This window comes from Streptococcus sp. 9903 (assembly GCF_013276625.1).
Classification (GTDB): Bacteria; Bacillota; Bacilli; order Lactobacillales; family Streptococcaceae; genus Streptococcus.
Genome location: NZ_VMLI01000014.1, coordinates 72,562 through 89,230, shown reverse-complemented (window position 1 = coordinate 89,230; position 16,669 = coordinate 72,562). Strand labels below are relative to the sequence as shown.

At 35.8% G+C, this 16,669-nt stretch carries 13 protein-coding genes, 3 pseudogenes and 1 other annotated feature; of the genes and pseudogenes, 3 read left to right on the top strand and 13 right to left on the bottom strand.

Features of this window, described 5'->3' with window-relative positions; genetic code table 11:
• Nucleotides 1-100 precede the first annotated feature (100 nt).
• On the top strand, nucleotides 101-1,360 hold the full coding sequence (locus HT696_RS06485; RefSeq protein ID WP_164226587.1) for a CAP domain-containing protein: 1,260 nt from the start codon (nucleotides 101-103) through the stop codon (nucleotides 1,358-1,360).
• A 105-nt stretch (nucleotides 1,361-1,465) separates the two neighbouring features.
• On the opposite strand, the pseudogene HT696_RS06480 reads toward HT696_RS06485, so the two are convergent.
• A pseudogene (locus tag HT696_RS06480) lies at nucleotides 1,466-1,999 on the bottom strand (transposase); the annotation flags it as partial.
• A gap of 56 nt (nucleotides 2,000-2,055) precedes the next feature.
• Nucleotides 2,056-2,236, bottom strand: a pseudogene (locus HT696_RS10755) (hypothetical protein); the annotation flags it as partial.
• 205 nt (nucleotides 2,237-2,441) lie between these two features.
• Here HT696_RS10755 and gdhA point away from each other — a divergent pair.
• Complete coding sequence (gdhA, locus tag HT696_RS06475) at nucleotides 2,442-3,788, top strand: NADP-specific glutamate dehydrogenase (protein WP_164226588.1); 1,347 nt, start codon at nucleotides 2,442-2,444, stop codon at nucleotides 3,786-3,788.
• A 290-nt stretch (nucleotides 3,789-4,078) separates the two neighbouring features.
• Here the strand turns inward: gdhA and HT696_RS06470 are convergent, their stop codons facing one another.
• Both HT696_RS06470 and HT696_RS06465 read right to left on the bottom strand, forming a co-directional pair.
• Nucleotides 4,079-4,249, bottom strand: a complete 171-nt coding sequence (locus HT696_RS06470) for a hypothetical protein (protein WP_050243184.1) — start codon at nucleotides 4,247-4,249, stop codon at nucleotides 4,079-4,081.
• Between the two features lie 91 nt (nucleotides 4,250-4,340).
• The gene (locus HT696_RS06465; protein ID WP_226946486.1) at nucleotides 4,341-4,904 is read right to left on the bottom strand and encodes an ATP-binding cassette domain-containing protein; all 564 of its coding nucleotides are present in this window, start codon (nucleotides 4,902-4,904) and stop codon (nucleotides 4,341-4,343) included.
• A 487-nt stretch (nucleotides 4,905-5,391) separates the two neighbouring features.
• Between HT696_RS06465 and HT696_RS06460 the strand changes: the two genes are divergently transcribed.
• Nucleotides 5,392-6,243 carry an Rgg/GadR/MutR family transcriptional regulator gene (locus tag HT696_RS06460; protein WP_173283447.1) on the top strand — a complete coding sequence of 284 codons (852 nt, stop codon included), beginning with the start codon at nucleotides 5,392-5,394 and terminating at the stop codon, nucleotides 6,241-6,243.
• A 44-nt stretch (nucleotides 6,244-6,287) separates the two neighbouring features.
• On the opposite strand, the pseudogene HT696_RS10750 reads toward HT696_RS06460, so the two are convergent.
• The 9 genes and pseudogenes from HT696_RS10750 to HT696_RS06405 form a co-directional block, all read right to left on the bottom strand.
• Nucleotides 6,288-7,559, bottom strand: a pseudogene (locus HT696_RS10750) (SAG1250 family conjugative relaxase); the annotation flags it as partial.
• 88 nt (nucleotides 7,560-7,647) lie between these two features.
• On the bottom strand, nucleotides 7,648-10,146 hold the full coding sequence (locus HT696_RS10900) for a Spaf_1101 family AAA-like ATPase (RefSeq protein WP_112445227.1): 2,499 nt from the start codon (nucleotides 10,144-10,146) through the stop codon (nucleotides 7,648-7,650).
• 27 nt (nucleotides 10,147-10,173) lie between these two features.
• Nucleotides 10,174-10,935 carry a type II toxin-antitoxin system toxin PezT gene (pezT, locus tag HT696_RS06435; RefSeq protein ID WP_173253370.1) on the bottom strand — a complete coding sequence of 254 codons (762 nt, stop codon included), beginning with the start codon at nucleotides 10,933-10,935 and terminating at the stop codon, nucleotides 10,174-10,176.
• A complete protein-coding gene (gene pezA, locus HT696_RS06430) occupies nucleotides 10,935-11,411 on the bottom strand; it encodes a type II toxin-antitoxin system antitoxin PezA (protein WP_112445231.1) in 477 nt (158 codons plus the stop codon). Before pezA ends, pezT begins: the two co-directional genes overlap by 1 nt.
• Nucleotides 11,412-11,563: 152 nt before the next feature.
• Nucleotides 11,564-11,791: a hypothetical protein gene (locus HT696_RS06425; RefSeq protein ID WP_050243459.1), complete on the bottom strand. Its 228-nt coding sequence runs from the start codon at nucleotides 11,789-11,791 to the stop codon at nucleotides 11,564-11,566.
• A 573-nt stretch (nucleotides 11,792-12,364) separates the two neighbouring features.
• The gene (rplL, locus tag HT696_RS06420; protein WP_001196965.1) at nucleotides 12,365-12,733 is read right to left on the bottom strand and encodes a 50S ribosomal protein L7/L12; all 369 of its coding nucleotides are present in this window, start codon (nucleotides 12,731-12,733) and stop codon (nucleotides 12,365-12,367) included.
• 72 nt (nucleotides 12,734-12,805) lie between these two features.
• Nucleotides 12,806-13,306: a 50S ribosomal protein L10 gene (rplJ, locus tag HT696_RS06415; RefSeq protein ID WP_001287277.1), complete on the bottom strand. Its 501-nt coding sequence runs from the start codon at nucleotides 13,304-13,306 to the stop codon at nucleotides 12,806-12,808.
• 38 nt (nucleotides 13,307-13,344) lie between these two features.
• Nucleotides 13,345-13,480 (bottom strand) — a sequence feature (ribosomal protein L10 leader region).
• 65 nt (nucleotides 13,481-13,545) lie between these two features.
• Nucleotides 13,546-14,805, bottom strand: a complete 1,260-nt coding sequence (locus HT696_RS06410) for a TRZ/ATZ family protein (protein ID WP_173219093.1) — start codon at nucleotides 14,803-14,805, stop codon at nucleotides 13,546-13,548.
• 114 nt (nucleotides 14,806-14,919) lie between these two features.
• Complete coding sequence (locus tag HT696_RS06405; protein WP_173283446.1) at nucleotides 14,920-16,668, bottom strand: ABC transporter ATP-binding protein; 1,749 nt, start codon at nucleotides 16,666-16,668, stop codon at nucleotides 14,920-14,922.
• Nucleotide 16,669 lies beyond the last annotated feature (1 nt).

Sequence of the window (16,669 nt, the reverse complement as noted above, 5' to 3'; positions counted from 1 at the left end):
GCTAACATCTAAATTTAAAATAAATCTAGTCCCTAGCTATACCGAATTTTAGTTTACTCTGCCCAGTAGAGATGTTATAATAAAAATAGGAGGACACAAAATGAACAATAAAACTAAAAAGTTCACACTTGCTACAGTTTTAGTACTTTCCTTGTTAGGAGCTGGAACTCTTACATCACAATCAGTAGCCGCTAATGATAGGCTGGTTTCCACTCAAGCAATCAATGGTCAATCCTACAATATCTTAAACTCTGAGGTCACTAGTACTTCTTCTGGTACTACTCTAGTTGGGGTTGAAGGGACTTTCTTAACGCCAGATAAACAGGCTATCTTAGACCGTATCAATGCCATTCGAAAAGAGGCAGCAGACGAAGGTCTAGTTACTAGCTATGTTCCTATCAAATGGTCAACTGCGCTAGAAAAAACAGCCTTCGTTCGTGCAGCAGAAGCTTCGATCACCATTGATCACACACGCTTATCTAGTAAGGACATTTGGAGCGCTTGGCCTGCAGGAAATTTCTCCCTTTCAGAAAATTTGGCTTGGAACTATGACGGATTTATGAAGGCCATCCAGCAATGGTATGATGAAAAAGCCGATTATGTTAAATCTCGTAGTGGTGTCAGTGTTACAGGTCAAACTGGACACTATAAATCCTTAATTGATCCAAAACTGACCTATATGGGGCTTGCAGCCTTTGAAAACCCTGCCACTCAAAATGGATGGATTACCGTTGCACAAAGTTTCGGAACAGCATCTGGTGGCTCTGAAGAATTAGCTGGTGGTTATGGAAAGGCTATTCAATATACAGAAGCAAATTCTTCTCAGATTCAAACATTTGCGACTAAGGCAAATCTTTTTGACAAAGACTTAAAGGCTATCGGAACTCATAAAACCAAAAATGAAAATACAAATTCAAGTCAGAAACTAGACGATGAGACCAATGACCCTGCCGAATTTCTTAATCGACTAAGAAGTTGGTTCAATCATTCTCAATACTTCGGAAGTTGGATTCAATCAAACGGACGTTGGTGGTTTAAACACAATGACGGCTCATACACGAGTAATGGATGGGAAAAAATAAATAGAACTTGGTATCGCTTTGACAACTCTGGTTGGATGCAAACAGGCTGGGTGAAAGACGGTAGCTGGTACTATCTCGACGGTTCAGGCGCTATGAAGACTGGTTGGCTCAAAGATAACGGTAGCTGGTACTACCTTCAAGATTCAGGTGCTATGAAAACAGGCTGGATGAAAGTATCTGGTAAATGGTACTATGCCTATAGCTCTGGTGCCCTAGCCATCAATACGACGACCCCAGACGGCTACCGTGTCAATTACGACGGTGAGTGGGTAGGATAATTTAACTACAACAAAAAGGCTCTATGCTATCTTATAGTGAGTAATCTTCACTTTCAGATAGTATAGAGATTTTTATTTACCTAGTGTAACTCTTATCTTAGGTATTTATAACAAACTGAAACAAGAACAAGACAAAAGAGCCTCGTAAAAGGTATTACAACTTGATAATACCTTTTTGAGGTGCTTTTTGATATGAGCCCATGTCTTCTCCATAGGATTGTACTCAGGTGAGTAGGGAGGAAGAGGTAAAAGTTTATGCCCAAACTCTTCACACAAGACTTCTATCTTAGCCATTCTATGGAATCTTGTATTATCCATAATAATAACTGATGGTTTGTTTAATGTTGGTAAGAGAAATTTCTGAAACCATGCTTCAAAAAAGTCGCTCGTCATCGCCTCTTGGTAAGTCATTGGAGCGATTAACTCACCATTTGTTAGCCCTGCAACCAAAGAAATCCTCTGATATCTTCTTCCAGATACTTTACCTCTTATTATCTGACCTTTTAAAGAGCGACCATATTCTCGATAAAAATAAGTATCGAATCCTGTTTCATCAATATAAACAGGTGCTAATTGCTTTAAACTATTAAAATTCTTAAGAAATAAGGCTACTTTTTCTGGGCCCTGTTCATGGATAGTATAGTACTTTATGGTTAGCGAACAAGCCTAATGAAAAAATTCTGATGATAGTTCTAAATCTCAATAACCGCTTGGGTTCCATGATCCAACTCCAGCAAGACATCTATACTTGTATAGAAAATCCTGCCCTGAATAAGGGGATGTAAATATTGCTTTCCTCCAAAATGGTCATAGTTTTACTGGCAAATCTAACATATCACGGATAAATTAACAAGTGATTTCTGAATTGCTAAACATTTTCTTTTCTTATAGCATACTTTAAGATTTTCTCTTTGAGAAAGATATTTACAAGAAAAACGTTCGTTTTTTTATCTATTTTCAAAAAATCCCAAAAACTGAATTGAAAGAATTTTTAGAAAATTTCTGTTTTTTTCTTTACAGTGAAAAAAAATTCTGCTATAATGACTCATGTAATAAAATATGACAATAAAAGGAGAACGATATGACATCTGCTAAAGAATATATCCAAAGCGTGTTTGAAACTGTAAAAGCTCGTAACGGGCACGAGGCTGAATTCCTCCAAGCTGTTGAAGAATTTTTCAACACTTTAGAACCTGTATTTGAAAAACACCCTGAGTATATCGAAGAAAATATCTTGGCACGTATTACTGAGCCTGAGCGCGTGATTTCTTTCCGTGTTCCTTGGGTTGACCGTGATGGAAAAGTTCAAGTAAACCGTGGCTACCGTGTTCAATTCAACTCAGCTGTTGGACCATACAAAGGCGGACTTCGTTTCCACCCAACTGTAAACCAAGGGATCTTGAAATTCCTCGGATTTGAACAAATCTTTAAAAATGTCTTGACTGGACTTCCTATCGGTGGAGGTAAAGGTGGATCAGACTTCGATCCTAAAGGTAAAACAGATGCTGAAGTGATGCGCTTCTGCCAAAGCTTCATGACTGAATTGCAAAAATACATTGGGCCATCACTTGACGTACCTGCTGGTGATATCGGTGTAGGTGGACGTGAGATTGGTTATCTTTACGGTCAATACAAGCGTCTTAACCAATTTGATGCTGGTGTCTTGACTGGTAAACCTCTTGGATTTGGTGGTAGCTTGATCCGTCCAGAAGCAACTGGTTACGGTTTGGTTTACTATACTGAAGAAATGCTCAAAGCTAACGGTAACAGCTTTGCTGGTAAGAAAGTCGTTATTTCAGGTTCTGGTAACGTTGCTCAATACGCTCTTCAAAAAGCGACTGAACTCGGTGCAACTGTTATCTCTGTATCTGATTCGAATGGTTATGTCATCGATGAAAATGGTATCGACTTCGATCTATTGGCTGATGTTAAAGAAAAACGTCGCGCTCGTTTGACTGAGTATGCAGCTGAGAAAGCAACTGCTACTTATCATGAAGGTTCTGTATGGACTTACGCTGGAAACTATGACATTGCGCTTCCATGTGCGACTCAAAACGAAATCAACGGTGAAGCAGCTAAACGTTTGGTTGCTCAAGGCGTTATCTGTGTATCTGAAGGTGCCAACATGCCAAGCGATCTTGATGCCATCAAAGTTTACAAAGAAAATGGTATCTTCTACGGACCTGCGAAAGCTGCCAACGCTGGTGGTGTAGCCGTTTCAGCCCTTGAAATGAGCCAAAACAGTCTTCGTCTCTCATGGACTCGTGAAGAAGTTGATGGCCGTCTCAAAGACATCATGACAAACATCTTCAACACAGCTAAAACTACTTCAGAAACATACGGTCTTGATAAAGACTACCTTGCAGGAGCTAACATTGCTGCCTTTGAAAATGTAGCAAACGCTATGATTGCCCAAGGTATTGTTTAAGATTTATTTGCTCAATCCTCAATCACTACGATTGGGGATTTTTAGCTTGAATTAAACAGTTGGAAAATTACTTACTCGCCCCCTTTTTTGCCCCCTGGCACATAAAAATAAAAACCGCTAGTCCTAAGAATAACGGTTTAATCATGTTTTTAAGCTACTAATGTAGTCGCTCTATTATTTAAATAAAATGAAGTGTTATGAATAACTTCAATATCTTTAAAGTTTTTTGTTAGATTTATAATTTCAACTATAGCCATCTCTACTCGTTAGTTTACAGCAAAAAATTATGCTTAATTATTATTGTTTTTGTAAACAATCAGCGAACCCAATACTATTCCATTCAACAAGCCTAAAGAAATACCATATTCAACTGGAAAATCTAAAAAAATTGCAAACACTATTCCAATCATCACCCCTAGTGAGGCTGCTGTTGAAATTACATATTCATTTTCTTTCTTCATTTTCTGTACACCTCATTTCCTTTTTGTATATAAGCTCTAGTCATCTCCACCAAGAGCCATTAAGTACTTATGATTTCCTGACTCAACAATCTTACCACCTTTCATTACAAAAATAATATCCCGCATCCTTAATCGATAACAATCTGTGAACTACAATTATTTGAGTACAGCCCTGACTTTTTATATACTTTGTTATTCTTTCCTCATTAATAGTGTCTAATGCACTAGTTGCCTCATCTAAAATTACAATACTAGGATTATTTATTAATGCACGTGCCAGTGCTATCCGTTGTCTTTGAATACCTGAAATATTTGAACCCATCTCTGAGATGATAGTATTAAATTTCATCGGCATAGCCATGATTTCATCATAGATTTGAACTGCTTTACAAACTTCCTCTATCTTTTGTGAAGTAACTTCGTGCTTTAAAGTTATATTATCAAGAATACTTCTGTTCAATAAAAATGAATCCTGTGGAACTACTCCTAAATTTTGACTTAATATTTTTTTATCTATTTGATTAATATTTACACCATCAAATAAAACTTTTCCTGTATCAATCTTATATAATCCTGATGGTATTTTTGATAACGTACTTTTTCCTGACCCCGGTTGACCGACTAGTGCAATTCTCTGTCCTGAATCAATAGTCAAATTTAAATTTTCTATTACAGGAGCTGAGTCTTTGGAATAAGAGAAAGATAGGCCCTTAATATCTATTCTACTTCAAACGTTTCTAAACTATACTCCGGAAAATAATTTAACCAATAATTAACCATACTATCTTTCATCGTATCCTCCAACCAGTACTAAGAGTCTGGGACAAAAGTCTAACCTTAAATATAAAAAGCTAACAAAACGAGTTATCTGACACTCAGAATTCTGTCTTATTCGCTTTTTTGTCTAATCTATCGATTTTTAAAATTTATAATCAAGAATTCCTAAAATCAAAATCTTTTTGTCCCAGACTCTTAGGTGTACACCTAAACATTTTATCCACCGACAATAATAATATCCATTACCAACAATAAAATTGGGGAATTTTTTAAAATTTTCTTCATATTTAGACTTCCTTTCAGTTTTTATTTATTGTACAATAAATAAGAATCAATTACTTTTTTGTTGGGAAAACGGGAAAATTATGAAATCAAAACTTGGTATCACACTCAGAAAAGTTCGTAAAGGAAAACAAATCAGTTTATGTTCTGTTGCTGACGAGCATCTTTCTAAATCTCAAATATCTCGATTCGAACGTGGAGAATCAGAAATCTCATGTATTAGACTAATCAATATTTTAGACAAGTTGCACGTTACCCTAGATGAGTTTCTTATTTTACACGATGATGACTACACCAATAGTGAATCATTTGCTAACCTAGTTCAATATATTCGTAAACAATACTCATCACAAAGTATTGATAATATAGCGTGCCTACTATCTGACACTACAAATTACACTCTAGATCCTTTAGAGAAAACTATGGTAAAATCCATTCTGCACACAATGGATTCGAGGATCATTCCATCAGATGAAGAACTACTTCAACTGACAGGCTATCTTTTTAAAGTCGAAAAATGGGGTTACTATGAGATTATTATATTTGGTAACTGTGCACGAACAATTAACTACAATTCCTACTTCTTATTGACAAAGGAATTGTTAAAGAATTATATCTACTCTTCTCTGAATAAAACCAATAAACGAATGGTCACTCAACTTGCTATAAATTGTTTAATTCTTAGTATAGATGAGGAAAAATTTTCTAATTGTTCCTATTTAATTAGTGAGATAAAAACATTATTAGATAATGAATTTAACTTCTATGAACAGACAGTTTTTCTCTATGCAACTGGATACTATGAATTTAAACGCCAATTAAGTAGTGGAATTGAAAAAATGAAACAGGCCATACAAGTTCTCGATATTTTAAGAGAAGACAAGTTAAGATTACACCATACTGATCATTTTAATAAACTAGTAAATAAAAAATAAATGAAATTATTCTCTATATTTTAACGAATTAGTCGTAAATACTATTATTCTAGTAAAGCATTCTCGTGAAATTTTAGGACTGTAAATTTATTGGTATTAATAATTTTCACAAACGAATCCTGTCTTCTAGCTATCTCCTCATATTCATTAATTTCATTACCAAGTTCCTGTTGTAATTTTAAAATATCTGTATTGAGTCGATCTAACGTTATTGATTCCGTCATGTTCATTTGGGCAAAATCATACTTAGCTAATTTTCTAGTCTCATGATCTTCACTCTTCAAATTGATAAGGACTTCCACCATCTTGTTTAAGGTGGCGATTTTTTCTTGGGTTTCTTCTAGCTTCATATCAATCTCTGCAATTTCTAATACAAGCTCATCTTTGATTTCTTGGTATTGTTTGTTCGTGTTAGATAGTTCAATCATAAGATTAATTTCAGAAATCTTGTCTTAAAGACTTTTTAAAGTTGGTCGTCTATATGGGAGTTTTTGGCTATCGTTGCTCAATTATCTGATTAAAGTCCTACCCTTGATGAAACAATTATTATCCTTGTTTTCTTTATTATAGACAAAGTAAAAAGACGTTTCTCGAATGTAGACTTTATATTTTTTCTGATTGTCTTCCTCAAAAATATCTAGCTGGTAGTTAGGAATAAAGATGAGTCCACTCTGTTTAATACCAAACGAAACCCGGATATAGATACCATCATCAACCAACTTCTCTATCTGATTATCCGTAAGTTCAATCTCAAACTCATGGATAGCATCTCGTTTTTCCTTGTATTTCTTGAAGGCTTCCTCGATTTCTTCAGCGGAGACTTTCTCCTTATGCTGCTCCTCTCGAAAAGTCTGAAAATCTTCCTGAAGATTTTCTAATGCTTGAATATCTCTAACTTCTCTATCTTCAAAATAACGATTAAAAAATTGAACATCGTACAATTTCTTATCGCTAATTTTTTTATGATTCAGGCTTATCTTTTGATTATCTTCTTCCAGGATAAAAGTTACATTTTTTTGTTTTAAGTCAATGGTTAGATTCAATTCTTTTGCTTTTGTTATTAAATCTTCTAAAGAATTGACACGGTTCAACAAAAATTCTAAACGACTTTCAATCTCTTGTTTGGCAAAATGTATTCTAAAAAATTCTTCATCATATAAATCTCGTTTGCTGAGTTGGCGTCCTCGAATTGGTTTTATCATCGTTCTATCTGTCATCAAAAAACGGCTATGCTTTTGACTAAAATCAATCTGAACATACAACTGCTTTGCTTTCTCTAAAAAATCATCAAACGATTTAGATTGCTGCAACAAATATCCACAGAGGACTTGTACCTCAGATGTACACTATGCCTGTCGGACAAAGAAAAAAGTAGGCTAAATTTCTAACCTACTTTTTCTGACTCTACTCTGATAAAGCCGTCTCATATATAGACATTTTATGCTTGAAGGAATCTTTTCCTCCCTCTAATTGATTGATGATATGATTTTTTATATATTTTTCACTAACATATCCCTGTGATTCAATCCATCCGTTAACTCCATCTGACTCCATAATAACAACTTGATCTGTCATAGAATTTGTTACAATTGTAGCATTATGTGTTGCTAAAATAATTTGACGTTGAGCTTTCACATCTCTAAACTGCTGAACTAAATGCCTGTAAATATAACGATTGTCTAGATTGTCTTCAGGCTGATCAATAATCAATGGTCTGAAGTCTTTAGAATAATCACTATATGCTAATAAAAAATCAAGCATGGCTACAACTTTTTGTCCCAAACTTAATACACCAACTTCTTTATAGACAATATCAAGTTGGTGCGAAGATTCTTTCGAGTTAATATTAAACTCCAAAAATAACCTTTCATTAGCTACATGCTCTTTTAAAACTCTTTTAAACTCATTTAATAAACTACTATTTTCAATTAAAGAGTAGATACTCTTTTTTAAATGCGTAATGTTGTATTCATTAATTTCAGATTTATCTCTCCAATTATTTTCTTGTTTTGCAAAATTATCTTCAGAGATACTTTTTAAAAGCATAAAATACTTATTAGGGATATTTTGTCTTACAATGACTTTAACAAATTCTTTCAATCCTAATTCCCGATAGATAAGATATAAAACGTCTGCTACATCTTGCATACTAATTCTATAATTATCAAACGAAGAACGATTATTCTTGAAAAGATAATTTTCGAAATGCGGTTCTTCCCATCTATCAATTTGCTCATAACAAATTCTTAACTTACCAATCTGAGTTTCATTAAAATCCTCAATAATTTCGAGTATTAATTGCTTCCGCTGTTTTAAATATTCATCAAGTTCCTTTAATTTTGCTTCAAACGATTCGAGTGTCTGAGTTCTTAGCCCATAGTCTGGTCTCGGTAATTTTTTATTTTTAATCATTAAATTAGAAATAAATTCTGTAATTTTTTCACCGTCAGCTGTTTTAACTAACTCATTAACAGAATATCTCCTATCAAACATTTTCTCTAAAATTCTAGTTTTATCAACTAATTTAAAATGGTTACCTTCAACTTTATAAACTTTTGTGTACTGAGACCGTGTCCATTCTTTAATAGAGTCAGAATTAAATATATAAGAATAGCCAAACCTATTCTCTCGATTTTGCCCATAATATTGTAAAATATTATCCTTATTTTCTTGTTTGACATCTGGCAAACTAACTTCAATAATATATTCAGTTTCTTCTAAAACATAGAGTACAAAAGCATTTGCATGGTTACATAGAAATTCCAATTTGCTTTGCTTATCACAATCTTGAGAAAGTACAAATTGTAACATATCAATTAATGTGCTTTTACCTGTACCTCTCCCTCCAATTAAACAATTCATAGATGGTGAAAATGTTAAAAAGAAGTCTTTATCTTTTTTTAACTTATCACCTGCAAGAAAACTTCTATTTTCCCCACGATTTTCTATATATAATCCTTTTATATAGGACTTTTGTTTAAAGCTTGGCTCACATAAACTAACTGATACATTATAATCAAACAATGCTTCTTGAAACATCTTGAAAGAAATTTTTCCACCTTTCAACCACAGATTGTTCTTCCCGAGTGAATCAATTTCGTGAGAATCATTATCTAATAGAAAATTGGGCTCACAATTAAAATCTGTTAATAGTTTTTTTCTAGAACCTTCAACAGAATTTATATTTTTAACACCAATAAATCGTGTGTTTTCTTTAGAAAAAATTTTTCGTTTATATGCACCTGATAAGTGAGAACCTTTTTTCAAAATGTTATAACTATTGAAATGAGCAATATAATTAACTATTTTTTGATTATTGAAATCTTTCATGATAGTCAGTGAATGTTGATAACTTCCATCTTTCTCACTTATAATATTTTCACTTAACCATTGATTAACCCATGACTCTTGTTCATAATCATATATACATACAATATGCAATTTATCTGCTGCACTAATTTCTACTCCATGTAAAATATGAGGATGTATATCATAAATCGGATAATTTTTCATTATGATTGAGACTGCCATTTGTAACTTTTTAATACCTTTGGTAGTATTATGATCAGTTACTACAACTATTTCTATTCCATTTTTTATGATTGCCTCTGCTAACATAAGAAAACTAATATATTCTTTTGAACTAGAAAAAACAACCTTATCAAAATTACTAAAAAAAATTGTCTTATCAACTTTTATTTTCTTATTTTCAAAAAATATATCATATAGTTCATCTTCAGTAATTTTTCTATATTTCGTTGCAGTCCAATTAGAAAATAGCTTGTAATCATAAGAAGCAGGTGTATGCAAATGAATTAAAGTCTTGTGAAAGCTACCGAATTTCTCTTTGGAATTTGTTAGTTCTTGATAAACAAACTTTATCTTGTTATTAAATCCTCTCACTTCTACTCTCCTAAAAATATCAATTGTTTATTTTTCAAGTAATTCATTAAGTCTCTTTTCCCCCACCTTCAACATCTCTTTCTCTACCTTGCTCCATTTTCCGAAGAGGCATTCTTGTAGCACTTCTGCTGCTGAAGTTTTATCTTCTCCTGAATCATATACACAACTTCTATCTCGTTGATAAATTTGAATTCTTTCAAAGATAGCCAGTTCTTCCAATTGTCGTGTATTATCAACTAGATGATTTACAATGAAATCATGATGTTCTTTTGGAGTTGCGCGTGCTTGATTTGGATTGACAGCGTACAGTTCTTCGTATCGGATAAGGGTGCTCAGATAGGACAATTTGGGCTTTGTCGCAATTAAGGCTAATTGTACTTCATATCCCTCACTTTTCAAGAGTTGTGCTGTTTTCTTTGGAACATCTATCGTTCGTAAAGTTCCCTCAATCAAAAGATTGTATCCCAAATGACTCAATTCGGTTACTAAAGACTCTACCATTTTCCCTGCAAAATCCTTGGTGTATTCAACGCTATCTTTGCCATATTCTTGCTGCAGTTCTAAATAGTGTGGATGCTGAGAACGAAAACTATCGCCATCTATGATAACAATATTTCCTTGAAATTCTTTCTGTTTAATACGATGAATTGTAGTCTTGCCAGCACCACTTTGCCCTCCAAGCAAAATCGCTATAGGTTGCTTACTGAACTTTTTTCCTCTTGTCAGAGAACGAAGATTCCGTGCCAAAGCATGTTTGAATTCACTATCGGTATAATCTTGGATTTCCATTAGGCTACCATCCGTTTTTCAGATATCTCTAACATACGTTCAATTCCATCCAAATAACCGATATATCTCTCTATTTCATCAAAAGTTTCTACTAAATAGATATTCGTATGAATCAAGTCAGATAGATCATCACTCATTAAAATCCAAGGATTAGATTCATCATCAATGCTAATTCCCTGACTATCTTGATAACGATAGAGTCGAGATAATAGATTAGCACCTCGTTCTTTCACAATTTCAATTTTTAAAGTCAATTCATAATCTTCAACAGGATTGAGCATTTTGTCTTCTCCTACGATATCAACATAAGATACATTAAACTTCTGACAAATGATATCTATTAGTTCCGTAGAGACTGGACTAGTTCCATTTTCATAACGACTCAAGCTATTGCGAGAAATTCCTATAATTTGGGCAAATTCGGGTTGTGTTAAGTCATGTGTTTTACGTAAGGATTTTATGTTCTTTCCAATCATGGCAAACTCCTTTATTTTTATAAATCCATTATAGCATAAAAAAGCAAAACGCACCAAAAATGGTGCGTTATTTCTTGTTTTTCTAGCCTAAACTTTACTTCTATAAAAGCCACCTTAAAGAGTAATTCCTTTTTCGGTGGCTTTTCAAAATACTATACATTAAAATACTCTTGTTTAATTTTTGTAAGCAAATTGTTAGCAACAGAAGTTACACCAACATGCATCCGTTCAGGATCAGAATAATCTAGATTACGAGCATAGACTTCTGTAACAGTCTGAGCAATACGCTCATCCAATTTATAATTGGAGGCTTTTAATAGTGCTTGAAATAATTCTGAACTATATAGTTTAATATTATTTTCCAATGATACTACTGCCATTTTTGTAACTCCTCTCCTGTTTTTGATTGATAAACCTTCTCTATTTTCATTATATCACAAAAAGATTGGTTGTGAATGGATAATTATTTAAAAGAATAGGGGTTTCTAAACTCAGCAAGCATTTCTTCTTTTGTAATTTCATTCTGACGAAAACGAGCTAAAGCTTGGGGTGGATTGTCATCAGTCTGAACACCATAGATAAAACCAAATTGGTGTTGTAATTCATCTGGATTTCCCCGATTTTGAAAGACAAATTCCGCAAAATCTAAATCTGACTCTGATTTTTTATGTTTTGCAAAATAGTGACAACGATAGTCAGGGGTCTTAAAAATTTCTACAAAATTTGAAATACGAAATTCTACTATAATTCGAATCTATACATAGCTTACTTCTGGTCATTTAAAACGAACCCTGTTCTCCAAAATAATTTTATTAAAAAGAAAAACCCTGCCAAATTAATTTTTGGTAGGGTTTTTGGTAGGAAACTAAATTAATTTATCAGTTTCTAAAATGTGTTCACGATTCTAAAAGGCTGATACTATAGTATCCCGAATTCTAATTGGTATATGCCTCTTATTTAAGAGTAACTGAAGCTCCAGCTTCTTCCAATTTAGCTTTGATTTCTTCAGCTTCTGCAGTTGCAACGCCTTCTTTAACAAGTGCTGGTGCACCGTCAACAAGTTCTTTAGCTTCTTTAAGTCCAAGACCTGTGATTTCACGTACAACTTTGATAACGCCAACTTTTTTGTCGCCTGCAGATGTCAGTTCAACGTCGAATGAATCTTTAGCAGCACCAGCGTCAGCAGCACCAGCTGCAGCAACAGCTACAGGAGCAGCTGCAGTTACACCAAATTCTTCTTCGATAGCTTTTACAAGGTCGTTCAATTCAAGGATTGAAGCTTCTTTAATTTCAGCAATAATGTTTTCAATGTTCAATGCCATTGTTATTTCCTCCAAATATGTTTTAAATTTATAATAGATTTTCGTAGCTAGGCTACGCTGCGTAGCTTAAGATTAAGCTGCGTCTTCTTTGTTGTCTGCAACCGCTTTGACTGCAAGAGCAACGTTGCGCACTGGCGCTTGAAGTACAGAAAGGAGCATAGAAAGAAGTCCTTCGCGGTTTGGAAGAGTTGCAAGAGCAAGAATCTCTTCTTTAGATGCGACAGCGCCTTCGATTGCACCACCTTTGATTTCAAGTGCTTCAGCGTTTTTAGAAAAGTCGTTCAAGATTTTCGCTGGTGCGATAACATCTTCGTTAGAAAATGCTACTGCAGATGGTCCAACAAATACAGATGCAAGATCTTCAAGACCAGCTTTTTCAGCTGCACGACGCAAGATTGAGTTTTTAATCACTTTATACTCAACTTCGCTTCCACGAAGCTCACGACGAAGAACTGTATCTTGCTCAACTGTCAAACCACGAGCGTCTACAACGACGATAGATGCAGCAGCTTTCATTTTTTCAGCTACTACGTCAACTAGTTCCGCTTTTTTAGCAATAATTGCTTCACTCATTAGTGTGTTCACCTCCGTTATTATTTTGCTTGGGGAAATTTTTCAAAAGAAAAACGCGCCCAAACCTAGACACGAAAGTACAATACGCTTCTTTTTACATGATACGTTTTGTCCTCGGTAGGATATTTATGAGTCGAACTCCCCTACTGTCTTAGGCAGTTTTTTCAAACCGTATATAAGTATAGCATAGTCAAAAAAAGAATGCAAGACTTTTGCAAACTTTTTTCGTGATTTTTCTTTTAAAGTTCTACTGTTAGGACTTGGCCTTGCTTAACAACCTGTTCTCCAGCGATATAAACATCATCAACGTCACTGGATTTAACAGCATAGACGAGGTGAGAAAGCATATTTTCCTGAGGTTGGAGATGAATTTTGCCTTGTGGTTGAATAACGAGAAAATCTGCCTTCTTGCCGACTTCTAGACTTCCTATCTGATTTTCCATTCCTAGGACCTTAGCCCCTTCGATTGTTAGTGCCTTGAGAGCTGTTTCAATAGGGAATTGGCTGGCATCCCCACTTTTCATCTTCTGAAGAAGGGCTGCAGTCCGTCCTTCCTCAAACATATCTAGATTGTTATTGGAGGCAACCGAATCCGTCGCAATTCCGACTGCTACTCCTGCTTTTTGCAGTTGAATGATAGGAGCAATCCCTGATGCCAGTTTGAGGTTACTAATAGGATTGTGGGCAATAGACACTTGAGAAGTTGCCAAGCGTTCAATTTCTCTCTCGTTTAATTCGACCCCGTGAGCAAAGACAGACGGATGATCTAAGTAACCCAGTTCTTCAAGAAAGGCGAGGGGGCGTTTGCCGTATCGTTTCAGGATAATTCCTGACTCCTCCTTGGTCTCCGCCACGTGGATATGGATTGGAATAGCAAGCTCTTTTGCCATGTCTAAACTTTCTTCCAGCAAGTCTCTATCACAGCTGTAGGGAGAATGTGGGGCTACCATCACCTTGAAATTTGGATTTTTATATCCAATAATTTCCTCAATGATTGCTCGAGTTCTGCTTATGGTCTCAGCAGTTGTCTCTGCCTCTGAAGAAAAAAGAGTCGGTGAGAAATAACAACGCATCTTGGAAGTTTTCACTGCCTGATAAATCCGTTCAATATCCACACCATTGGGATTATACATATCGTTAAAGGTTGTTGTTCCCGACTGGAGCATCTCTATCATAGCTTCTTTAACCGCTCTTGTAGTCATGTCGGGAGTAAATCCTGCTTCTGCTGGCCAGATATAGTCATTAAGCCATTCATGGAGATTGCTATCATCTCGAATTCCTCTCAATCCTGTCATAGCAGAATGGGTGTGACAATTGACCAAACCAGGCATAATCCAGGCCCCCTGATAGTCTATAATCTGCTCAGCTTGCTCTAAAATCTCTGACTGCTCTTGACCGACATAGACTATTTGAGAATCCTTAACAGCTAAGATTCCATCTAGATAAACATGGAAATCTTTGTCACAAGTCACGATATTTACATGATGAAAGACTTTCATTCTAGGCTCCTTTTCTAAAAGACAATTTACAGTGAACAATTTTTCTAGCTATTGTAACAAAAAAGTCACCCGAAGGCAACTTTTTTCGTCCATAAACTTTCAAAAGAGAATGGCTTATTCAGAGCTAAAAGCTGCAGCTTGCTGCATTTGGTAATACTTGCCTTTTCTAGCCATGAGGTCCTGATGATTGCCATGCTCCACAATATCGCCATCCACCAAGACAAGAATCAAATCTGCATCCTGAATAGTTGACAAACGGTGAGCAATGATAAAGCTTGTACGCCCCTTCATGAGTTTAGCAAAGGCATCCTGTACCAGCACTTCTGTCCGCGTATCGATGGATGAAGTTGCTTCGTCTAAGATAAGAATCTTTGGAATAGCCAGAAAGACTCGGGCGATGGTCAGGAGCTGGGCTTGCCCAACAGAGAGAGATTCTCCTGCATTTTCCAACTTGGTATCGTATCCCTGTGGCAACTGTTGGATGAAAAAGTCCGCATTGGCTGCTTTGGCAGCAGTAATCACCTGCTCCCTACTGGCTTTAGGATTTCCAAAGGCAATATTGTCATGAATAGTCCCTTGCTTGAGCCAGGTTTCTTGGAGCACCATGCCAAACTGCTGGCGTAAAGAGGCACGACTATAGTCATAAATGGATTTCCCATCCAGCAAGATATCTCCTGAATTAATGGGATAAAAACGCATGAGGAGATTGATAAGGGTTGATTTGCCAGCACCTGTCGGACCAACAATGGCAACCTTGCTACCAGCTGGAATATCAATAGATAAATCCTTAATCAAAATCTTTTCAGGATGGTAGCCAAAAGAAACCTGTTTAAAGGAAATAGCTCCCTTAACTTGGTCACTGGTCAAGACTTCCTTACCACTTTCAGCTACCTCAGAGATTTCTAAGACAGCATAGACACGCTCTGCACAAGCGAGAGCACTTTGCAACTCAGCTAGCACTGAAGAAATATCGTTAAAGGGTTTGGTGTACTGTTGAACATAGTTCAAAAAAGTCACTAAGCGTCCAATGGTCAAGGTAGAGCCCATCATGATACGATAAGCTCCCACTCCAGCTAGAAGCGCATAAATGAGCGCATTTACAAAGCGAGTCGAAGGATTGACCGTTGATGAATAAAAGATGGCTGACTGCGAATAGCTTGCGTAGTTGTCATTAGCCTCACGCAACCTTTGGATAAATTCTGCCTGAGCATTAAAGGACTGGATAATGGTCTGCTGGCTAAGCGATTCTTCAATCAACTGAGTTTGAATTCCCCTCGTCTCTGTTTGTTTTTGGAAGAGATGATAGGATCTCTTGGCAATAAAGCGTGAAATCACCATAGACAGTGGCGTCAACAGCAAGACCAAAAGAGTCATGAGGAGATGAATTTGAAGCATGGCTAAAATACTAACCAAAATCATCAAGACACCAATGAAAAATTGGTTAAAAATCATGGTCAAGCCAGCTGCCAACTGTTCGATATCGGTAGTTACACGACTAACCATCTCCCCACTACCTTGCCGATCCACAAAAGCAATCGGTAAACGATGGAGCTTATAGATGATTCGCTCTCGCAAGTCTTTGGTATAAGAGAAGATTAGACGATTATAAAGAAGAGGATTGGCCCATTGTACCAGTGTATTTCCTATGACCACCAAGATCATCTGGAGAAAAATCTGCCAAAAAACTGGTGAAGAACCAGCCACCAGAACCTGGTCAATGACCTGCCCAATCAAGATAGGTAGGTAAATTGATAAGCCAACTTGGGCAATAGTTCCTAGAAAGGCTAGGAAAAGGAGGAAGGGATGGCTTGCTAAATCTTTGGCCAAACGTTTGAGCGTCTGGTTTGCAGTTTGTCGTCTCATG